19 protein-coding genes are annotated in these 21016 nt (G+C 71.7%); 6 read left to right on the top strand and 13 right to left on the bottom strand.

Going from position 1 to position 21016, the window contains the following annotated elements:
• Positions 1 to 60: 60 nt before the first annotated feature.
• Complete coding sequence (locus ACFYNL_RS25065; RefSeq protein ID WP_388807173.1) at positions 61 to 1278, bottom strand: glycoside hydrolase family 6 protein; 1218 nt, start codon at positions 1276 to 1278, stop codon at positions 61 to 63.
• A 102-nt stretch (positions 1279 to 1380) separates the two neighbouring features.
• On the opposite strand from ACFYNL_RS25065, the gene ACFYNL_RS25060 reads away from it, so the two are divergent.
• A complete protein-coding gene (locus ACFYNL_RS25060; RefSeq protein ID WP_388807171.1) occupies positions 1381 to 2067 on the top strand; it encodes a DUF5995 family protein in 687 nt (228 codons plus the stop codon).
• A 100-nt stretch (positions 2068 to 2167) separates the two neighbouring features.
• A complete protein-coding gene (locus ACFYNL_RS25055; RefSeq protein WP_388807169.1) occupies positions 2168 to 3097 on the top strand; it encodes an LLM class F420-dependent oxidoreductase in 930 nt (309 codons plus the stop codon).
• 13 nt (positions 3098 to 3110) lie between these two features.
• Here ACFYNL_RS25055 and ACFYNL_RS25050 read toward each other — a convergent pair whose 3' ends face one another.
• Both ACFYNL_RS25050 and ACFYNL_RS25045 read right to left on the bottom strand, forming a co-directional pair.
• Complete coding sequence (locus tag ACFYNL_RS25050) at positions 3111 to 4808, bottom strand: flavin monoamine oxidase family protein (RefSeq protein ID WP_388807168.1); 1698 nt, start codon at positions 4806 to 4808, stop codon at positions 3111 to 3113.
• Between the two features lie 55 nt (positions 4809 to 4863).
• On the bottom strand, positions 4864 to 5652 hold the full coding sequence (locus tag ACFYNL_RS25045) for a carbon-nitrogen hydrolase family protein (protein WP_388807166.1): 789 nt from the start codon (positions 5650 to 5652) through the stop codon (positions 4864 to 4866).
• A gap of 308 nt (positions 5653 to 5960) precedes the next feature.
• Here ACFYNL_RS25045 and ACFYNL_RS25040 point away from each other — a divergent pair, with 308 nt between their 5' ends.
• Positions 5961 to 6518, top strand: coding sequence for a Repetin (locus ACFYNL_RS25040; protein WP_388807164.1), 558 nt, complete (start codon positions 5961 to 5963; stop codon positions 6516 to 6518).
• Here the strand turns inward: ACFYNL_RS25040 and ACFYNL_RS25035 are convergent.
• Positions 6487 to 7695 carry an MFS transporter gene (locus ACFYNL_RS25035; protein WP_388807163.1) on the bottom strand — a complete coding sequence of 403 codons (1209 nt, stop codon included), beginning with the start codon at positions 7693 to 7695 and terminating at the stop codon, positions 6487 to 6489. The two genes, ACFYNL_RS25040 and ACFYNL_RS25035, sit on opposite strands and share 32 nt — an antisense overlap.
• A gap of 258 nt (positions 7696 to 7953) precedes the next feature.
• Between ACFYNL_RS25035 and ACFYNL_RS25030 the strand changes: the two genes are divergently transcribed.
• Positions 7954 to 8424, top strand: coding sequence for a hypothetical protein (locus ACFYNL_RS25030; protein ID WP_388807162.1), 471 nt, complete (start codon positions 7954 to 7956; stop codon positions 8422 to 8424).
• Between the two features lie 54 nt (positions 8425 to 8478).
• Here ACFYNL_RS25030 and ACFYNL_RS25025 read toward each other — a convergent pair whose 3' ends face one another.
• From ACFYNL_RS25025 to rpe, 7 genes are all read right to left on the bottom strand, one after another.
• Positions 8479 to 8931: an Lrp/AsnC family transcriptional regulator gene (locus tag ACFYNL_RS25025; protein ID WP_388807160.1), complete on the bottom strand. Its 453-nt coding sequence runs from the start codon at positions 8929 to 8931 to the stop codon at positions 8479 to 8481.
• A gap of 10 nt (positions 8932 to 8941) precedes the next feature.
• The gene (locus ACFYNL_RS25020) at positions 8942 to 10432 is read right to left on the bottom strand and encodes an amino acid permease (protein WP_388807158.1); all 1491 of its coding nucleotides are present in this window, start codon (positions 10430 to 10432) and stop codon (positions 8942 to 8944) included.
• Between the two features lie 232 nt (positions 10433 to 10664).
• Positions 10665 to 11159 carry a GNAT family N-acetyltransferase gene (locus tag ACFYNL_RS25015; RefSeq protein WP_388807156.1) on the bottom strand — a complete coding sequence of 165 codons (495 nt, stop codon included), beginning with the start codon at positions 11157 to 11159 and terminating at the stop codon, positions 10665 to 10667.
• Between the two features lie 92 nt (positions 11160 to 11251).
• The gene (locus tag ACFYNL_RS25010) at positions 11252 to 12694 is read right to left on the bottom strand and encodes a GuaB1 family IMP dehydrogenase-related protein (RefSeq protein WP_388807154.1); all 1443 of its coding nucleotides are present in this window, start codon (positions 12692 to 12694) and stop codon (positions 11252 to 11254) included.
• 130 nt (positions 12695 to 12824) lie between these two features.
• A complete protein-coding gene (locus ACFYNL_RS25005; RefSeq protein ID WP_388807297.1) occupies positions 12825 to 13136 on the bottom strand; it encodes a barstar family protein in 312 nt (103 codons plus the stop codon).
• Positions 13137 to 13217: 81 nt separating this feature from the next.
• On the bottom strand, positions 13218 to 14261 hold the full coding sequence (locus tag ACFYNL_RS25000; protein ID WP_388807152.1) for a sugar-binding transcriptional regulator: 1044 nt from the start codon (positions 14259 to 14261) through the stop codon (positions 13218 to 13220).
• A gap of 78 nt (positions 14262 to 14339) precedes the next feature.
• Positions 14340 to 15026 carry a ribulose-phosphate 3-epimerase gene (rpe, locus tag ACFYNL_RS24995; protein WP_388807150.1) on the bottom strand — a complete coding sequence of 229 codons (687 nt, stop codon included), beginning with the start codon at positions 15024 to 15026 and terminating at the stop codon, positions 14340 to 14342.
• Positions 15027 to 15160: 134 nt separating this feature from the next.
• Between rpe and ACFYNL_RS24990 the strand changes: the two genes are divergently transcribed.
• Positions 15161 to 17344: an MMPL family transporter gene (locus tag ACFYNL_RS24990; RefSeq protein ID WP_388807148.1), complete on the top strand. Its 2184-nt coding sequence runs from the start codon at positions 15161 to 15163 to the stop codon at positions 17342 to 17344.
• Positions 17345 to 17657: 313 nt separating this feature from the next.
• Here the strand turns inward: ACFYNL_RS24990 and ACFYNL_RS24985 are convergent, their stop codons facing one another.
• Both ACFYNL_RS24985 and fmt read right to left on the bottom strand, forming a co-directional pair.
• The gene (locus tag ACFYNL_RS24985) at positions 17658 to 19076 is read right to left on the bottom strand and encodes an RsmB/NOP family class I SAM-dependent RNA methyltransferase (protein WP_388807146.1); all 1419 of its coding nucleotides are present in this window, start codon (positions 19074 to 19076) and stop codon (positions 17658 to 17660) included.
• Positions 19077 to 19152: 76 nt separating this feature from the next.
• A complete protein-coding gene (gene fmt, locus ACFYNL_RS24980; protein WP_388807144.1) occupies positions 19153 to 20085 on the bottom strand; it encodes a methionyl-tRNA formyltransferase in 933 nt (310 codons plus the stop codon).
• 324 nt (positions 20086 to 20409) lie between these two features.
• On the opposite strand from fmt, the gene ACFYNL_RS24975 reads away from it, so the two are divergent.
• On the top strand, positions 20410 to 20952 hold the full coding sequence (locus tag ACFYNL_RS24975; protein ID WP_388807142.1) for a hypothetical protein: 543 nt from the start codon (positions 20410 to 20412) through the stop codon (positions 20950 to 20952).
• Positions 20953 to 21016 lie beyond the last annotated feature (64 nt).

Below are 21016 nucleotides of genomic sequence, written 5' to 3'. Positions count from 1 at the left end.
CACGTCGCCCTACGACGAGGCGAGCGCCACCGGCGAGGACAGCGCCGGCGGCGAGGGGCCTCAGCGCGCCAGGTCATAGGCGTACGAGGCCGTGAAGGTCCCCGGCCTGCCCTTGCACCCGTCCGACTCCCCCGGCAGCTTCACCCACAGGTAGGCGTCGATCCGTGCCTCGCCCGTGCTGACCGTCGGCGCGCGGCCCAGCTTGCGGCCGGCGGGGTCGCACCACTCCCCGTCCGGCGGGGCGCCGGCCCCGTTGCGGCTGGTGTCGATGACGGCGCCGAGGCCGGCCGGGCCGCCCAGGGCGTCCAGTACCCGCCGGTCGTAGGCGATCTCGGCGGCCGTGTCCTGGAAGTTGGAGACGTTGCTGAAGACGCCGTCGGAGGACGCCGGTGAGGCCGCGCCGGCCTGCCTCAGCCACTCCGCCTGCTTCCCCGGGGCGTTCCAGCCCGAGTGCCCGGCGTCGTAGTAGACGCGGGCCCGGGGGTTCGCGGTCTTGAAGGCACGGCCCGCGCGGGCCAACGAGGCGAAGCGGTCGGCGCGTTCACCGGCGGAGAGGCACTCGGACTGGGCTATGGAGTCCGGCTCCAGGATCACGATGACATCGCCGGAACCGAGCCCGGCGGCGAACCGGTCGATCCAGGCGTCGTAGGCGTCGAGGTCGGGCGCCCCGCCCTGGGAGTGCCCTCCGCAGTCCCGGTCCGGGACGGCGTACGGCACGACGACGGGCACCCGGCCCAGCGCCGATCCGCCCGAGGTGACCGCGCGGACCCGGGCGGTGATGGTGTCCGGCGTGAAGTCGGCGAACCAGACCGCGGCCGGCTGCTCGGCGATCCGGGACCGGATGACCGCGTGGCGTGGGTCGTCGAGGTGGTCGCGGACCCAGTCGAGCACCTGGGAATCGGGATGGCGGTAGAGGCGGGCGGACACGGCGGCCCGCTGCTCCTGCGTCTTCTGCGTCTTCTGCGTCACGTTCGGCGAGGGCGGCCCAGGGGTGGGCTCGCTCCTCGGCGTCGGTGCAGCGGGCGTGGGCGAGGTGGACCTCGTGGCCGACGGGGACGGCGAGGGCATCAGCGGCAGGGACCGCAGGCTCGGCGAACGCGTCACCTTCGGCGGCGCGGCCTCGTCGGTACGTCCTGTGCCGTCGAGCGCGGACATCATGCCGGTCACGGTACCGACGGCGACGACGACCGCGGCCGCCACGACCATGGCGTGGCGCCGTACCGCCCTCCTGCGCTCGGACCTGCGCGCGGCCAGTCGCTGGGCACGTAAGCCAGGCACCGTCCCGCTCCCCCTCCCCCGACGACGGGCGCGTTCCCCCGTTCTGGGGAAGCGCCGGTCCCGCCGACACCGCCGTCAGCCTAAAGCTGGGACTCTGCCCCCATGGCGCAATGCGAACAATTCACCACACCCGTGGACGCGATCATCTGCCGTATGCGCGCCCTCGACGCGGCACTGCCCGAACGGGACGGGGTCGCGGTCTTCAACCGCGTCTACCTCACTGTCACCGAGGCGCTGGACCGGGACGTCGACCGCGGCCGGTTCGCGGACGCGCGGGCCGCGATCACGCTGGACGCGCTGTTCGCGGAGCGGTATCTGACGGCGGTGGAACGGGCCGAGGACGAGCGGCGTCCGCCCGCCTGCTGGCGGCCCCTGTTCCAGATGCGCCGCCATCCCGGCGTACGACCGCTGCAGTTCGCGCTCGCGGGCATCAACGCGCACATCGGGCACGATCTGGCGCTCGCCGTGGTGGACACCTGTCGTAGCCTCGGCTGCGAACCGGCCGACCTGGAGGACGAGTTCGATCGGGTGGGTGATCTCCTCGTGTCGCTGGAGGAGCGCATCCGCGAAGAGCTGATGCCGGGTCCCGATCTGCTGCAGATCGCCGATCCGCTCACCCATCTGCTGGGTTCCTGGAGCCTTGAGCGGGCCCGGGACGCGACATGGTCGGCGGCGCGGGCGCTGTGGGCACTGCGCCGACTCCCGGACCTGGTGGAGGAGTTCACCGAACGGCTGGACGCGGTGGTGGGGTTCTCGGGACGCATGTTGCTCACGCCACTGCAGGACTGATCTCGGTCACACCGGGCGCGTGAACGCCCAATCCCCTTGCGCTCGCGTTATGTTGAGCGTTGAACTGCCCTTGGGCGATTCGACGCGAAGGAGCGTAGGCATGGCCATCCGTCTGGGACTGAGCCTCCCCCAAGCACCGCAGTACGACATCGGACGCGATGTACCCGACGTGGCGCGAACCGCCGAGGAGATCGGCTACGCGAGCCTGTGGGTCTACGAGCGAGCCCTGTTCCCGGAGCCCGCCGGTCAGGGCCTGTACGGCGTGCCGGGACTGCCGTGGCCCGAGCACTACAAGGGTGTACCGGACCCCCTGGTGACCCTGACCCTCGCCGCCGGGGCGACCGAGCGGGCGCAGCTCGGCACGGGCGTCCTGGTGGCCCCGCTGCACAACCCCTTCCAGCTGGCCAAGGCGCTCGCCACGCTGGACGCGGCGAGCGGCGGCCGGGTGACGGTGGGCTTCGGCACGGGCTGGTCGCTCGACGAGTACGCGGCAGCGGGCGTCGCCCCCTTCGAGGAGCGCGGCCGCATCCTCGACGAGGTCCTCGACGTGTGCCGGGCGGTCTGGGGCCCGGACCCGGTCTCGTACGACGGCTACATCACCAAGATCGCGTCGGCCGTCGTCGGGCCCAAGCCGGCCCGGCCGATTCCGGTGCTGTTGCCGGCCAACAGCAAGAAGGCGCTGACCCGGCTGGTCGACCGCGCCGACGGCTGGCTCCCCGTGGCCATGGGCGCCGATCAGCTCGCCGAACAGTGGCGGCGGGTGCGGGACGTCGCCGCCGAGCGCGGCCGCACGGAGCCGATCCGGGCGGTGGCACGGGTGAACACGCATTACACACCCAAGGCGTACGACGGCGGCGACCGTGCTCCCTTCCAGGGGGACGTCGGTCAGATCGTCGAGGACCTCGCCGCCCACGCCGCCTGCGGAGTCGAGGAGTTCTTCCTTGACCTGCAGAGCACGGCGCGGGACGGACACGAGCTGAAGGACGTCGCCGCCGAGGTGTACGAGGCGGTGCGGACCGCCGGGATCTGAGTCCCTGCCGGGCTCAGTCCTCCGGCAGCTCGACCGGCGCGATCTCGTCGTAGACGTCACCCGGACCCGGGTTGGTCGCGTCGGTCGCTCCGCCGAAGTGGTGCATGACGCCCCAGACCGCGTTCAGCGCGGTCTGGACGGCGCCCTCGGCCCAGCCGGCCGTCCAGGAGATGTCGTCACCGGCGAGGAAGATACCGCGCTTGTCCTGCGGCAGCCGGTCCTGCATGAAGTGGGTGAACAGGCGCCGCTGGTAGCGGTAGTGGCCGGGCAGGTTGGCCTTGAACGCGCCCATGAAGTAGGGCTCGTTCTCCCAGGAGACCGTCACCGGGTTGCCGATGATGTGCTTCCTGATGTCGACCTTCGGGTAGATCTCACCGAGCGACTTCAGCATGACCTCCATCCGCTCGCTCGCGGACAGCGGGAGCCACTTCAGGCTGTCATCGCACCAGGTGTAGGAGAGGCAGATGACGGCGGGCTTGTCCGGGCCGTCGTCGAGCAGGTAGGTGCCGCGGGTCATGCGGTCCGTCAGCGTCATCGACATGACGTCCCGGCCCGTCTCCTCGTCCTTGTCCAGCCAGAACGGCCGGTCCACGGGGACGAACAGCTTCGAGGACTCCATGTAGTGGGTGCGCTCGATCGCCGTCCAGTGGTCGATCGGGAACAGCGAGTCGTCGCAGGCGATCTTGGACAGCAGCATCCAGGACTGGGCGGTGAAGATCGCCGCCTGGTAGGTGCGGATGTCGCCGTTCGCGTCGGTGACGGTGATCCGGTTGCCCGCGGTGCGGTGCAGCCGGGTCACGGCCGGCTTGGGCTGCCCGCCCTCGTGCAGCGTCGCGAGCGACGTGCCGTACGCCCAGTGGACGATCTTCTCCGGCTCGCGCTCCCACAGGCGCAGCGGCAGTTGCTGGGAGCCGCCGACGATGCCGCGGTGGTGGTCGTCGGCCTCGGTGTAGACGACGCGCAGGATCTCCAGGATGGAGTTGGGGAAGTCGGTGTCCCAGCCGCCGGTGCCGAAGCCGACCTGGCCGAAGATCTCGCGGTGCCGGAAGGACTTGAACGCCTCGGAGTCGCAGAGGAAGCCGTAGAAGGTCTGGTTGTCGAGCTTCTCGACGAGCTTCGCCCAGATCTCGCGGATGCGCGGCACGTCGCGCTCGCGCATGGCGCGGTTCATGTCGGAGAAGTCGGCGCCCTCTTCGAGGCACTTGTTCCACGCCTCGGCGACGTCCCGGTAGACCTGCGGGAGGTCCTCGATCGTCTCGGCGTAGTGCGACTCGCCCTTGAGGTCGACGACCGTGGAAGGGGTCGCCTCGGCCAGGGGGTTGGGGAACGGGCGGGTCTCAAGGCCGACCAGGTCGATGTAGTGCTGCAGGGCCGTGGAGGACGGCGGGAAGCGCATGGCGCCCATCTCGGCGCTCAGCGAGGGGTCGCAACCCTCGAAGCCCACCGTCCGCAGCCGGCCGCCGATCTGGTCGGCCTCGTACACGACGGGCTTGAGGCCCATCTTCATCAGCTCGTACGCGGCCACGATGCCGGAGAGCCCGCCGCCGATGACCGCGACCTCGGTGCCGTGCTCGGTCGCGGGTATCTGGCCGAGCCCCGCCGGGTGGGCGAGGAAGTCGTCGTACGCGTACGGGAAGTCCGGGCCGAACATGGTGATCGGCGGCTGCTGCTCGTCGGCGTGCTGGACGGCGTTGGGCACCGTGGACGTCATGGGGTACGGACTCCTTGCGACTGCGACTGCGACAGGGAAAGCGGGAGAGGGAGGGTCAGACCAGCGACCCGTAGAGACCGGGGCGGCGGTCCTGCAGGTACGGGTTCGCCTCGCGGGAGGCGGCGAGGAAGGCGGGGTCGACGTCGGCGAGGACGAGTTCCTCACCGCGCCCGGCGCGGGTGCGGGCGATGCCGTCGGGGCCGGCGAGCGTGGAGAGGCCGACGAACTCGAACTCCCCTTCCCGGCCGACCCGGTTGACGTACGCGACGTACATCTGGTTCTCGAAGGCACGCACCGGGATCATCGACTCGGCGACGAACTGGAAGGGGTGCATCTGCGCGGTCGGCACGACGAGCAGGTCGGTGCCGGCGAGGGCGTGGGCGCGGACGTTCTCCGGGAACTCGACGTCGTAGCAGATCAGGATGCCGACGCGGACGCCGTCGAGTTCGGCCTGGACGATCTGCTGCTCGCCCGGCGTGAAGTGGTCGCGCTCGAAGCAGCCGAAGAGGTGGGTCTTGCGGTAGTTGGCGAGCCGGGTGCCGTCGGCGGAGATCAGCTGGGCGGAGTTGAACACCGTCTCGCCGGCCCGCTCGGGGTAGCCGTAGGCGATCGCCAGGCCGTGCCGCGTCGCGGTCTCGGCGATCACGTCCGCGCACTCGCCGTCGGCGGGCTCGGCGAGGCGGGCGATGTCGTCGCCGATCGCGTACCCGGTCAGGAACATCTCCGGCGCCACCAGCAGCCCGGCACCCGCGGCGGCGGCGCGGCCCGCGGCCTCGTCGAGGACCTTGAGGTTCTCGGCGGTCGAGCCGGGGCGGCCGGAGCTCTGGAGCAGGGCGGTGCGCATGCGTGATCCTCACCGGACGGAAGGGGTTGGGGGCCATATGGAGGGCCACGTAGACGGTACGGGCGGCTGACCAGGGCGGACAAGAAGGAGCCGTTGCGCGCCGGTGAGCGGTTCGTTGCGTCCGGGACGGGGTGCGCGGCGATTCGTTGCGCGACCGCGGTCGTAGCTCCGCTCCTCCTCGCAGCACCGGCTTCCGGCAGGCTCACCCGCCGGATGGCGGAGGCAGGGTCCCGTCTGCGGTGCGATGTGGCGCGGGCGCCGGATCGGAAGAGTGGTGACCATCCACTCGACCAGCGGAAAGGACCCCGATGAACCGCCGTATGAAGATCGTCCTGCTCGGCTCCGCAGTGCTGCTCACGGCCGGAGCGGCCGCGGCCGCGACGGCGTCGGACGAACCGCGGCAGCGCGGGGCGGCCGCCGCACCGAAGGAGGCCGCGGCTCTCACCGGCACGGCCGGGCTGTACCGCTCGGCCGGGGACGACATCACCTTCACCTTCGACGCGCACCTGGCGGCGAAGGACGCCGCCGACCCGTCGAAGGCCACGGGTTCCTTCGAGTTCAGCCATTACCTCGACGGCAAGGGCGCGCGGGCCGAGGCGAAGGTCGACTGCCTGGTCACCGGCGGCAAGGTGGCCGTCGTCTCCGGTGTCATCACCGAATCCGACCTGCCGGGAGCCAAGGGCAAGCGAGTCGGCGTCACCGTCCATGACCTGGGCCGCCACGACCGGCTCGGGTACAGCTGGGCGACGACGGGCAGCCCCGCCGAGACGAAGGGGCTGCCCAAGTGCGTGAGCTCCGCCCCCTTCGAGAAGGTCGAGAAGGGGACGGGCGACTTCACGGTCGTGCCGTGGCACCCCCGGCTCTAGCCCCGGCCGCCCGGCTCAGCAGCACTGCGGTCACCAGGTAGGGCACCGCGAACAGGGCGAACACGGTGCCGTGCGCGGCGGCTCCACCGAGTACCGCGTAGCCGCCGTACACGGCGATCGTCGACAGGTCGGTGCCCAGTCCCGCGACCGAGGTGAGCGTGGCACGCTCGCCGTCCTGGATACGGTGCTGGAGGCGTACGTCGGCAAGCACGGTGGCCAGCTGGAAGCCACCGAAGGCGAGGGCCACCAGGCCGAGCCCGACGGGTGTGCCCGCACCGGCCCCCACGGCCAGGGCCAGGGCGGCGCCGGCGAGCAACGCCGCCAGTCCCCGGGTCCCGAGGGACGCGGCCCGTCCCGCGAGCAGGCTGCCGGCGGTGGCTCCCGCCCAGATCAGCATGATCAGGTAGGGCACCAGTTCGTCCGGCACCCCGGTCTCCCGCACCAGCAGCGGTGTGTACTCGTCGAGTGCGCCCCAGACCGCGCCCACGGCCGGCACGAGCAGCAGCGCGCCCCGCAGGGACCGGTCGCGGCGGGCGACGGCGAGCCCGCACCGCAGCGTCGCGGTCCAGCGGTCGCCCGCTGTCGTCGGCGCCCGGTGCTCCGGGAACCGGGTGGCTACGGCGGCGGTCAGCAGGGCCGCCAGCACACTGGCCGCCCCGACCGCCGGGTAACCGCCGGTGGCGAACACCGGACCGGCGATTCCCACCGCGAGGACCGTGGCCACGAGGCGTGCCGCCTGGGCCCGGCCCATGACCCGGGCGTACCGGTCGGCGGCGCCGAGCCGGTCCATCTCCTCGTACACCAGGGCCTCCAGGGCACCGGAGCCGAGTGCTCCGCCGGCCCCCCACAGCACGAAGCCGAGCGCGAACGCCCAGTACGACGGCACCAGCACCCACAGCCCGAATCCGGCGGCGGTGAGCAGCGGACCGACCCACAGCAGCAGTCGGCGCGAGACGGCGTCGGCCCAGGCGCCGGAGGGCACCTCCAGCAGGACACCGGTCAGCGACCACAGGGCGAAGAGGGAGGAGATCTGCCAGAGCGACAGACCGGTGTCGGCGAACAGCAGCGCGTACACCGGATAGAGCAGGACGAAGTCGTCGAGGAACGCGTAGCCGTACAGCGTGGCCGTGATGCGGCGGACGCCGGTGGCGGGCACGCGTGCAGGTGAGAGTGTCATGAGGCCTTCCCGCAGGGACTGTTCGGACGCCGGGGATGCGGCGTCCGAGGCGGCCCTCGGGAGGCGGCGCTGGAATATCAATGTCGCCAGGTCATGGCATCGATGGTAGGCGGGCCGAGGTCAGGGGCGCAGCGGAGTTTCCCCGACGGGCGCCCTCCGCCGGGACGAGACGGGCGGCGCGGGTCTCCGCCGAGCGGCGGGGGAGGTCGGCCCCCGGGAAGGACGTCGGTGCGCGACAGCGCGCGCGAGACTGCCGCCATGGACGCCACCGACATCCACGACCTGCCGTTCGTCGACGCGCACACGTCGATCGTCGCCGCCGCTCCGGACGCCGTGTGGCGTGCGGTTGCCGAGACCATGGACCAGAACTCCGACGGGCGGGGCACAAAGGCCGTCGCCCGCCTGCTCGGCTGTGCCGACCTCGCCGCCCGCGGCCCACGCCCGCCGGCCGCGGGGTCGGCGATCCCGGGGTTCCATGTGGTGACCGCGGTGCCGGGGCGGGAGCTGGCCCTCGCCGGAAGCCACCGCTTCTCGACGTACGCCCTGGTCTTCCGCCTGGAGGAGGCCGGCCCGGGCCGCACCCGGGTGCGTGCCGAGTCGTGGGCCGCGTTCCCGGGTCCGGCGGGCCGCCTCTACCGGCTCGCCGTCATCGGAACGGGCGGCCACGCACGGGGCATGCGGCACATACTCACGACGGTGCGCAGGCGCGCCCTGAGGGAGCGCCGGTAACCGCGCGACAAGCTTTCACCGGCCCGCGGATGACGCACGGCGGGCTGTGGGGGCTCAGGTCGGCGACCCGGAGGAGAACCTCCGCAGCAGCGGCGAGAGCACCAGCACCGACTTGGTCCGCTCCACGAACGGCTCCCCCGCGATCCGCTCCAGCACGCGCTCGAAGTGCCGCATGTCGGAGGCGAAGACCTGGACGACCGCGTCCGCGTCGCCCGTGACGGTCGACGCGGCCACGACCTCCTGATAGCGCTCCAGGCCCCGCCGGATGGTGTCGGGCGAGGTGTTGTGCCGGCAGTAGATCTCGACGAACCCCTCGGTCTCCCAGCCGAGGGCCGACGGGTCCACCCGTACGGTGAACCCGGTGATGGCCCCGGTGGCGCGCAGCCGGTCCACGCGCCGTTTGACGGCGGGCGCGGACAGGCCGACGAGAGCCCCGATGTCCGCGTAGGAGCGGCGGGCGTCCTCGGCGAGGGCGTGCACGATGCGTTCGTCGAGATCGTTCAGCACTGCGGGTGGTTCACTTCACTTCTGACGCGACGGGGGCGCCCGCTGCGGCGAGGCGCGAACGGCGATAGCCGTACACGAAGTAGAACACGAGACCCGCGGCCATCCAGAACCCGAAGACGACCCAGGTGACGGTGTCGAGGCTGAACATGTTGTACGCGCAGAACAGGAAGCCCAGGATCGGCAGCACCGGCCCGAGCGGCACCCTGAACGTGCGCTCCAGCTCGGGCCGCGTGTAACGCAGCACGATCACCGCGATGTTGACCAGGGCGAAGGCGAACAGCGTGCCGATGCTGGTGGCGTCGACGAGCTTGCCCAGCGGGATGAGGGCGGCGAGCGCGCCGCAGAAGAGGGACACGATCACCGTGTTGAGGCGGGGCGCGCCGGTCTTCGGGTGGATCTTGCCGAGCGCCTTCGGGACCAGGCCGTCACGGGACATCGCGAAGAGGATGCGGGTCTGGCCGTAGAGCACGGTGAGGACGACGCTCGCGATGGAGATGACGGCGCCGAGGGCGAGCAGCGTGCCCCAGAAGGACTGGCCGCTGACGTCGTTCATGATCGCGGCGAGGGAGGCGTTGGAGCCCTCGAACTTGGTCCAGTGCCAGGCGCCGACGGCGACGCCCGCGACGAGTACGTACAGCGCGGTCACGATGATCAGCGACAGCATGATCGCTCGCGGCAGGTCCCGCTTGGGGTCCTTGGCCTCCTCACCGGCGGTGGAGGCGGCGTCGAAGCCGATGTAGGAGAAGAACAGCGTGGCGCCGGCGGCGCTCACACCCGCCATGCCGAGCGGCATGAAGTCGGCGTAGTTGCCGGACTTGAAGCCCATGAACCCGACCGCGCAGAACAGCACGAGCGCGGCGATCTTGACCGCGACCATGATCGTGTTGGCGCGGGCGGACTCGCGGACTCCGCCGAGCAGGAAGACCATCGCCAGCAGGACGACGATCAGCGCGGGCAGGTTGATGATCCCGCCCTCGCCGGGCGCCGAGGAGAGCACGGCCGGGATGGTGACGCCTATGGTCCCGTTCAGCAGCTCGTTGAGGTACTCGCCCCAGCCGACGGCCACGGCGGCCACCGAGACGCCGTACTCCAGCACCAGACACCAGCCGCAGATCCAGGCGACCAGCTCGCCCATCGTTGCGTACGCATACGAGTACGAGGAGCCGGCGACCGGGATGCTGCCCGCCAGCTCGGCGTAGGACAGGGCCGAGAACAGCGCCGTGAGACCGGCGATCACGAAGGCCAGGGTGACGGCGGGGCCGGCCTCCGGGACGGCGTCGCCGAGCACCACGAAGATGCCGGTGCCGAGGGTGGCGCCGATGCTGATCATGGTCAGCTGCCACATGCCGAGAGAGCGCCGCAGGGACCCTTCCTCACCCTGGCCACCCTCTGCGACCAGGTGTTCCACCGGCTTGCGACGCATCAGGCGCGCGCCGACGCCGACAGGCGCAGGGGCGGCGGACTGGCTTGGGTTGTGCGGGGGTGCGCCTTGATCGAGCACGCGCGGGCTCCTTATCGCTGCCTTCCAGGGCGGCAGGGACCGGCGGCACCCCTGGGAGCAGGGACCCACCGAGCGGGGTCCCCGCCACGCCACGTACGAGGCGACAGCCTACGAGGAGCGGCGTTGCTGGTGAAATGCAGCAACCTTGCGCATGCCCGCAAGATCATTGCGTTCCTGGGGGCTGGGTGGGTGTTCGTTGCGTCGCGGCTTTCGACCGTTGCACGAAGGGCCGTCAGAGGGCCTTGACGAGGAACACGCAAGGATCGGCCTGCTCGTGCCGTACGCCGTCGGCGTCCCGGTACGCCCAGCGGTCGACGTAGGCGACTGCGGGCAGGTATCCGAGCCTCGCGTAGAGGGCCGCGGCGCGCGGGTTGTCGTCGCCGACGCCGAGGCCCATGAAGGAGACTCCGCGCTCGCCGGCCAGCCGCTCGGCGGTGCGTACCAGGGCGGTGCCGATGCCTCGGGAACGCAGGGACGCGGGGCTGACGTGGAGGCCGTTGATCTCGGGGCAACCGGGCCGGGCTGCCCGCACCTCGGGCGCCGCGCACCCGGTCCAGCGGACCTCCGCATGCCCCACGGGCCTGCCGTCCAGCCAGGGGACCAGGTAGGTGCTGTGCGCCGCCTCCTGCCGGGCGAACCGGGCGGCATGGTTGCCGTCGACGCTGGACGACGGCATGAAGCGGTCGAGCACCTCGACGTCCTCGGCCCGGCAGGCGGCGATCTCCATCCCTCGACGGTAGCCGCGGGCATGCGAAACGGCCCCCGGTTTTCCCGGCAGGCGGGTCAACGGGGGCCGTTCGAAGAAGGGTTGACGCGAGGTCAGCTCCAGCTGGCGTGCAGCGGCTTGCCCTCGGCGTAACCGGCGGCGCTCTGGATGCCGACGACGGCCTTCTCGGCGAACTCCTCAAGCGAGCCGGCACCGGCGTAGGTGCAGGACGACCGCACGCCCGCGATGATCGAGTCGATCAGGTCCTCCACACCGGGACGGGCCGGGTCGAGGAACATCCGGGAGGTGGAGATGCCCTCCTCGAACAGCGCCTTGCGGGCGCGGTCGTAGGCCGACTCCTCGGACGTGCGGTTGCGCACGGCACGCGCGGAGGCCATGCCGAAGGACTCCTTGTACGCGCGCCCCTGGGCGTCGTGCTGAAGGTCGCCCGGCGACTCGTACGTGCCGGCGAACCAGGACCCGACCATCACGTTGGACGCACCGGCCGCGAGGGCCATGGCGACGTCCCGCGGGTGCCTGACGCCGCCGTCGGCCCAGACGTGCTTGCCGAACTTCTTCGCCTCGGCGGCACACTCCAGGACCGCGGAGAACTGCGGCCGGCCGACGCCGGTCATCATGCGGGTGGTGCACATGGCGCCCGGCCCGACACCGACCTTGATGATGTCGGCACCGGCCTCGACGAGATCCCGGACGCCCTCGGCGGCGACGATGTTGCCGGCGACGATCGGCACCTGCGGGTCGAGCGCGCGCACGGTCCTGATCGCGGCGATCATCGACTCCTGGTGGCCGTGGGCCGTGTCGATGACGAGGGTGTCGACACCCGCGTCGAGCAGCTGCTTGGCCTTGCCCGCCACATCGCCGTTGATACCGACGGCGGCCGCGATGCGCAGCTTGCCCTCCGCGTCGACGGCCGGCGAGTACAGCGTGGCGCGCAGGGCGCCCTTGCGGGTGAGGATGCCGGCGAGGCGGCCGTCCGCGTCGACGGCGGGGGCGTAGCGCCGGTTGTGGTGGTCGAGGGTGTTGAACGCCTCGCGGGGGTCCTGGTCCGCGTCGAGGAGCAGCAGATCCCGGGACATGACCACTTCGAGCTGGGTGAAGCGGTCCACGCCGGACAGGTCGGAGTCGGTGACCACGCCGATCGGCTTGAAGTCCTCGTCGACGACGACACCGGCGTTGTGCGCACGCTTGGGCAGCAGGGCCAGGGCGTCGGCGACGGTCTGGTGCGGGGCCAGCACGATCGGTGTGTCGAGAACGAGGTGGCGGCTCTTCACCCAGGCGATGACGTCCGTGACCACGTCGATCGGGATGTCCTGCGGAATGACCACCAGACCACCCCGCCGCGCCACGGTCTCGGCCATACGACGACCCGCGATGGCGGTCATGTTGGCCACGACCAGCGGGATCGTGGTGCCCGTGCCGTCCGGCGAGCTGAGGTCCACGGCCTGCCGGGAGCCGACCGCGCTGCGGCTCGGGACCATGAAGACGTCGTCGTACGTCAGGTCGTACGCGGGCTGGATGTCATTGAGGAAACGCACGTGCTGCACATCCCAGTCGATCAGAGGTGGCCCCCGGACAGGTCAGCCAGGGGGAAGAGCACGTACTTCATTGTCCCATGCTGACCGGAATGCGAGGCACGGTCGCTTCATACGAGCAGGTCAGGGCCTGTTAGGAGGATCCTCCGAGAGCGAGCATCACCGTGAGTGACGGGGCCCGGTTCACGGCGGCGGAGAACACCTCCTGGGCGATCTCCCACTCCTCGGGCCGCGACTTGGCGTACCGCTGCCAGTTCCGTACGACGACCAGAAGCCCGTCCGCCGCTTCCGCGGGCCACACCGAAGGGTCGGCGAGGCTGTCGGCGAGCGCGTCCCAGTTGCGGCCGAACCAGTCGGGCAGCTCCAGGGTCTCCACGCAGCGGTCCATCAGGCCCGGCTTGTCCGTGACCCCGTCGAGGTCCAGCGTGACCACGAGTTCCGTCATATCGCTACCGCCCAACTTCTGGTGATCGTCGACGAGCGAGCCCAGGGGACGGCCCACCGGCCGCCCCCTTCCGACAGCCCGTCAGTGTCCGTCCGGGTCGGCCCTGTTGAGCGCGGGCTTCGGCGTCGTGCCGGCCGTCATGAGGTAGTCGGCGGCCGATGTGTCCGTCACCAGGCTGGTGACGAGGCCGGACCGCAGCACCGCGTCGATCGCCGGCCCCTTGCGCTGTCCACCCGCGATCGCGACGACCTCGGGGATACGGCGGAGCTGGTCGGCCTTGACGGTGATGCACCGCTCCCCCAGATCCCGACCGACCCGGCGCCCCTCGGCGTCGAAGAGGTGCGCGGACATCTCGGCGGCGACGCCGAGCGAGGCGTAGTGGGCCCGCTCCTCGTCGCTGAGCATGTCGTGCACCGTCGAGATGCCGGGCTCCCAGGAGCCGATGGAGACACAGGCGACCGTGACCTTGTCGAAGTACTCGAAGGCCCGGGCGATCCCGGTCTGGTGGCGCAGCGCCACCGCGGTGGCCGCGTCCGGCAGCAGCATCGGCGCGTAGATGGGGTGGGCGTCGCCGCCCGAGACCTGCGCGGCCCGCCGCACGGCCTCGACCGAACCGCGCTCGGCGGTCCCGGCGTCGTACACACCCGTCAACTGCACCACCGTGCAGGGCGGCAGCCGGTCCAGGGCCGCTGCCATGTGGATGGTGGACCGGCCCCAGGCCAGACCCAGCACATCCCCTTCGTTGACCAGTTCGCCGAGCAGGTCGGCGGCCACTTCTCCCAGGTTCTCGGGATCGGGCGTCTCCTCGGCCTCGGCCGGGGACTCGACCACGACGGCGTGCCTGAGGCCGTACCGGGCGCGCAGCGCGTCCGAGCGCTCGGCGTCCAGTTCGGCCGGCACACGGATCTCGATGCGCACCAGATCCCGTTCGAGAGCGGTCTCCAGGACCCGGGCCACCTTGAAGCGGCTGACGCCGAACTCCTCCGCGATCTGGATCTTGGACTTGCCCTCTAGGTAGAAGCGGCGGGCCATGGCCGCCGCCTGCACCAGCTCAGCGGGTCCCATCCGCATGGCTGACCGGCCCGCCGACATACCCGACACGGCGATCTCCTCACTGCTGTTCACACTCTGGATTCGCCGTTCATCCTTGCAGATCCGGCGCTCTTGATCCGCCCTGATGGGCGCCGTTCACGTTGTCTTGGCTCAGTGGTCGCATGCCCAGGCGGCGGTCTTCGTGACCGACTCCGCCTGAGCACGCAGCGCGCGGACCGCTTCGGCAGGGTCCTCGGCGCCGTACACCGCCGAACCGGCGACGAAGACATCGGCGCCCGCCTCGGCGCACTGTTCGATGGTCGAGGCGGACACACCGCCGTCCACCTGGAGCCACAGCTGCAGGCCGTGCTTGCTGATCAACTCGCGGGTGCGGCGAATCTTCGGAAGCATGATGTCGAGAAACGCCTGACCACCGAAGCCCGGCTCGACCGTCATGATCAGCAACATGTCGAGTTCGGGGAGCAGATCCTCGTACGGCTCGATGGGCGTCGCGGGCTTGAGCGCCATGGAGGCACGGGCGCCCTTGGCCCGGATCTCCCGCGCCAGCCGCACGGGGGCCGCGGCGGCCTCGACATGGAAGGTGACGGAGGAGGCCCCCGCTTCCACGTACTGAGGGGCCCACCTATCGGGGGCCTCGATCATCAGATGGCAGTCCAGCGGAGTGTCCGTCGCACGGGCCAGAGACTCTACGACCGGCACACCGAGCGTGAGGTTCGGGACGAAATGGTTGTCCATGACGTCGACGTGGAGCCAGTCGGCTCCTTGCACCGCCTTGGCCTCGTCCGCGAGGCGGGCGAAGTCGGCGGACAGGATGCTGGGGTTGATCTGCACGGCCATGACCCAAGACTGCCATGCCGGAGCACGAATGTTCGCGCCGGTACAGACCTGAGACGTTCATCGGATGCTGTGTCCGGTTCGCCCGTGCCATGCTGGGCGGCCCACCGGATCGTTCTGCGGCTGCGGGGGTGGCCATGACGAAGATCCAGGAGAAGAAGGACCCGGCGCGGTCGGGGCGGCGGGGCGTCGCGCATCTGGTCTGCGGCCGGCGCGCCAAGTGGGTGGTGGTCGGCCTGTGGCTGGTGGTGCTGTTCCTGACGGCCCCCTTCGCCCAGAAGCTGACGGACGCACAGGACAACGACGCCGCGTCCTGGCTGCCCGGCTCGGCCGAGTCCACACAGGTCCTGGAGATCTCCGAGAACTTCAGGCCGGAGCAGATACCCGCGATCGTCGTCTACGCCCGTGACAGCGGCCTGACGGCACAGGACCGGGCGGCGATCGCCGAGGACGTGGCGCAGCTCAAGCAGCTGACCGAGCACGGCATCCGCGGCGCCGAGACCAGGGGCCCGGTGTTCGACCGGGAGACGGATCCGCGAGCGGCCCAGGTCCATGTGCCGGTCACGATGGACGAGCAGGGCTGGGAGCGCATCGCGCCCGCCGTCGACTCGATCCGGGACGTCGTCGGCGAGGGCGGCGGCGGGATCGCCGTGCACATCACCGGCCCGGGCGGCATCTCCGCGGACTTCTCCGAAGCCTTCGAGGGCATCGACTCCACGCTCCTGCTGTCGGCGATGGCGGTCGTCATCGCCATGCTCCTGATCACCTACCGCAGCCCCACCCTGCTCCTGATCCCCCTGATCGCCGTGATCGTCGCCCTGTTCACCGCGCAGGCGTTCATCTACTTCCTGGCGGAGCACGCGGGGCTGACGGTGAACGGCCAGAGCGCCGGAATCCTCACGGTCCTGGTCTTCGGCGCGGGCACGGACTACGCGCTCCTGCTCGTGGCCCGCTACCGGGAGGAACTGCGCCGTCACGCGGACCGCCACGAGGCGATGGCCCTGGCCCTGCACCGCGCGGGCCCGGCGGTGATCGCCTCCGGCGCGACCGTCGTCCTGAGCATGCTGGTGCTGCTGGCGGCGGAGATGAACTCGACCCGGGGGCTCGGCCCGGTGGCGGCGATCGGCGTCACCGTCGCCCTGATCGCCATGATGAGCCTGTTCCCCGCCCTCCTGGTCGTCTTCGGCCGCTGGATCTTCTGGCCGGTGATCCCGCACCTGGGCGCGGAGAACCCTCACGAGCGAGGCGTCTGGGCCCGCATGGGCCGCCGTATCTCCCATCGCCCCCGCATGACCTGGGGTGTCACGGCCATCGCCCTCGCGGTCTGCTCCCTCGGCCTGCTACAGATGCGGGCCGAGGGGCTGAGCAACGCGGACGCCTTCACCGACAAGCCGGAGTCGATCACCGGCCAGGAGGTCTTGGCGCGGTACTTCCCGGCCGGCAGCGGCGACCCGCTGGTCATCGTCAGCAACCAGGCACAGGCGCAGCAGGTGGGTCGCGCGGTCGCCGCCACTGCGGGCGTGGTCCCGGACTCCCTGGGCCTGCCTCCGGGCACCAGACCGTCGTACGACGGCAAGGTGCTCTTCGAGGCGACGATGACGGCCCCGTCCGACAGCGAGGCCGCGAAGCAGACCGTGGAGCGGGTGCGCGACGCCGTTCACGCGGTCCCGGAGGCGGATGCCCAGGTGGGCGGCGGTACGGCGGCCCTGCTGGACATGGACAGGGCGACGACGCACGACAACCTGCTGATCATCCCGCTGGTCCTGCTCGTGGTGCTGCTGATCCTCTGTGCCCTGCTGCGCGCGCTGATCGCGCCGCTCCTGCTGATCGGCACGGTGATCCTGTCGTTCACGGCCGCCCTGGGCATCAGCGCACTGGCCTTCCGCCACGTGTTCGACTACGCGGGCGAGACGACCGACTTCCCGCTGTTCGTCTTCGTCTTCCTGGTGGCCCTCGGCATCGACTACAACATCTTCCTCACCACCCGCATCCGCGAGGAGGCCACCCACCAGGGCACCCGCCAAGGCGTGATCACGGGCCTCGCCGCCACGGGCGCGGTCATCACCTCGGCCGGCCTGGTCCTGGCCGGCACCTTCGCCGCCCTGGGCACCCTCCCCATGGTCGCGTTCGCCGAGATCGGCTTCGCGGTGGCCCTGGGCGTCCTCCTGGACACCTTCATCGTCCGCTCGGTCCTCGTGACGGCCCTGTTCATGGACGTCGGCCCCAAGGTGTGGTGGCCGCACCGACTGGCCCGGGAGGACGGGGGCGGCGCGGCGGCGAGGCCGGGGGCGGAGGAGAGGGTGGGGCAGCGAGGCAGGTGAGGGTCACCCGCCTCGCTGCCCACCCCGTCCGGGCCGTATGGGGGGTACCCGTCTCACGGGGCGGGCCAGTCCTTCGGATGTCCCGGCCGCCTCGCCGCGGTCCACGCCACGCACGGGGGGACCCGGCGGTCGGGCGGGACTCCTGAAGGGCCGCCGCAAACGGCGGGACCCGGCAGTCGGGCGGGACTCCTGAAAGGCCGCCGCAAACGGCGGGACCGGGCGGTCGGGCGGACTCCTGAAGGGCCGCCACGAACGGCGGGAACGACCCCTCGGGCGTCCCGAGAGACCTCGCCGCGACGCGGGGTGCGAGGACTCAGCCCACCCGTCGCATCAACGCCAGGTACATCGCATCGGTCCCGTGCAGATGCGGCCACAGCTGCACATCGGGCCCCTCTCCCAGATCCGGCACCCCGGTGAGCAACGGCCGAGCGTCCAGCAGCTCGACCTTCCCCCACTGCTTCACCACGTCATCGACGACCGCCCGCGTCTCGGCGAGATGCGGCGAGCACGTCGCGTACCCGACCACACCTCCCACCCGCACGGACTCCAGCGCCGACCGCAGCAGCCCCCGCTGCAGCGGAGCGAACCCGTCCAGGTCCTCCGGCCGCCGCCGCCACCGCGCCTCCGGCCGCCGCCGCAGCGCCCCCAGCCCGGTGCACGGCACATCCACCAGCACCCGGTCGAAGCTTCCGGCCCGCCAGGCCGGCCGTGTCCCATCGGCGGCGATGACCTGGTACGGCCCGGGGTTCCCCGCCAGCGCCTTGGCCACCAGCCCGGCCCGATGCGGCTGCTTCTCGGAGGCGACCAGCGCGGCCCCTCGCTGCGCGGCCAGCGCCCCCAGCAGGGCCGCCTTGCCCCCGGGCCCGGCGCACCCGTCGAGCCACTTCAGATCGGGCCCCTCCAGGGGAGCGTGGGCGAGGGCGAGAGCGACCAGCTGGCTCCCCTCGTCCTGCACCCCCGCGCGCCCTTCCCGCACGGCCGTGATGGCCCCCGGCTCCCCGCCCTCGGCGAGCCGCACGGCGTACGGCGACCAGCGCCCGGGCACGGCCGCCTCCTCATCGAGGAGTTCCTCCGTCGTGGCCCGCCCGGGCCGGGCGACCAGCGTCACCTCGGGCCGCTCGTTGTCGGCCTCCAGCAGCCGCTCGATCCCCTCGCGCCCACCCCCGAGCGAGTCCCACAGCGCGGAGACGACCCACCGGGGATGCGAGTGCACCACGGCGAGATGGTCCTCGGGATCCTCGTCGTACGGCGGCGCGACCCGCTGGATCCACCCCTCGAGATCGTCCTGCGCGACCTTGCGGAGCACGGCGTTGACGAACTTCGCCCGCCCGTCTCCGAGCACGACACGGGCGAGCTCCACGGACGCGGACACGGCGGCGTGCGTGGGGATCCGCGTCCCGAGCAGCTGGTGCGCACCGAGGCTGAGCACATCGAGCACCGGCGGGTCGACCTCGCGCAGCGGCCGGTCCACGCACGACGCGATGACGGCGTCGTACGTCCCCTGCCGACGCAGCGTCCCGTACACCAGCTCGGTCGCGAGCGCGGCGTCCCGGCCGTCGAAGTCGCCCTTCTCCCGCGCCTTGCGCAGCAGCGGCGGCAGTACGAGGTTGGCGTACGCGTCCCGCTCGGCCACGGCACGCAGCGCCTCGAAGGCGAGGACGCGGACGGGATCCTTCTTGGGCCGTCGGTAGGGCTTGCCGGGTTTACGGGGCCGACGGGAGGTGTCGCTCACGAAAAAGGTGCTCCGGATTGCTGGATGAGATGTACGCCCAGCCTACGCCGCGCCTCCCGCCGGGCCTACGGCCCGGTCAGGCCCCGACGCTCTCCCCGTCCGCGATCCGCACGCCCCGCGCCCAGTCGGCCGCCCGCATCGGCTTCTTGCCCTGCGCCTGCACCCACAGCAACTCGACGGCGTACGAGCCGGTCCCCACGTACACGTTGTTCTTCCCGACGGAGAGCTGACCGGGCGCGAGATCGTCCCGCCCGGGCACCTGCTGCACCTGGATCAGCTTCAGCCGCTCGCCCCGAAAGGTGGTCCAGGCGCCGGGGGCGGGCGTGCAGCCGCGCACGAGCCGGTCGACGCGCAGGGCGGGCGCGCTCCAGTCGACGTGGGCGTCCTCGACGTTGACCTTGGGTGCGAGGGTGATCCCCTCGGCCGGCTGCGGTACGGCCTTGAGCGTGCCGTCCTCGATGCCGTCCATGGTCGCGGCGAGCAGCCCGGCGCCGGCGAAGGCGAGCCGGGTCAGCAGGTCGCCGCTGGTGTCGGTGGCCCGGATCTGCTCGGTGACGGTGCCGTAGACGGGGCCGGAGTCCAGTCCCTCCTCGATGAGGAAGGTGGAGGCGCCGGTGATCTCGTCGCCCGCCATGATGGAGTGCTGCACGGGCGCGGCCCCCCGCCAGGCGGGCAGCAGCGAGAAGTGCAGGTTGACCCAGCCGTGCGCCGGGATGTCGAGGGCGACACGGGGCAGCAGGGCGCCGTACGCGACGACGGGGCAGCAGTCCGGCGCGATCTCCCTGAGCCGCTCCAGGAACTCGGGGTCGCGCGGCTTGGCGGGCTTGAGGACCTCGATCCCGGCCTCCTCGGCCCGCTCGGCCACCGGGCTCGCCACCAGCCGACGCCCACGCCCGGCCGGTGCGTCGGGCCGCGTGACGACGGCGGCCACCTCGTGCCGCCCGGAGGCGATCAGAGCGTCCAGGGCGGGAACGGCGACCTCGGGGGTACCGGCGAAGACAAGCTTCATGGGTGGGCACGGGCCTCTCGGGCGGGGTTGGTCGGGGCGACGCACAAGTCTATGTGCGCACGGCAAGGCGCCCCACGCGGGCAACACCTGGACGTGCCCCACACGGGCAACACCCGGACGTACCGCGCCTCGTCGCCGGGCAGGCGTCCTGAGCCGACGGCCGAGGCGCACACCCTCGCGCAGGGGCGTGGGCATATGCCCATACGCCCCTGGTGCGTGACCCGCGGAGCGATCCCGCGTTGTCAAGACAGAGTTGACCACAACGGGCCGCATCCGCCGACACCGCGGCCCACTCCTTTTCACGCCGGTTCGAGAGGCTTGTTCATGGCCGACCACGCAACCCACGACGCCCAGGCTCGGGCCAGCCTGCACTTGCTGGTGCGGGACATCGAGCGGGTCCGCCGGCAGGTGGACGCACTGCGCACGCTCACCGCCCAGCTGGGCAACGTCTACCGCCCGCGCCGCTCGGGTCCCTCCACGGGCTTCGTCGTCTACGGACGCGCTCCCGCCCCGACCGTCCGCCTGGCCCAGGAGCTGCGGGACAGTGTCGAGACCCTGGTCACGGCAGCCGTGGACTTCGACCGCTCACTCGGCTTCTCCTGGGACGCGGTGGGCTCCGCCCTCGGCGTCACCAAGCAGGCGGTGCACCGACGTTACGGCGCGCGCCGCGCCACCGCCCAGGCCGCGGCCGACCCCGAGCGCACGACCGAGCCGTCGGGTGCCCGCACGGTGAACGTCGCCACCGCCATCCCCACCGTGCCCACGGTGCCCGCGGCCCGCTCCATGCCGACGCAGCCGACGGCGGGCAGCCCCGGACTCCGCGACGAGGCCAGGCCCACGGCCTTCCCCGGTCCTCGCAACGGCTGAACCCCCTTCACGCTCTGCCCTCCTGGTGCGCACCCGGGAGGGCAGAGTCCTGCCGGCCGCGGCG

The sequence above is a fragment of the Streptomyces sp. NPDC007808 genome (genome assembly GCF_042868655.1).
In the GTDB taxonomy this organism is placed as follows: Bacteria; Actinomycetota; Actinomycetes; order Streptomycetales; family Streptomycetaceae; genus Streptomyces.
The sequence above is the reverse complement of the archived record's forward strand: the minus strand, read 5'-3'. Positions and strand labels throughout refer to the sequence as shown.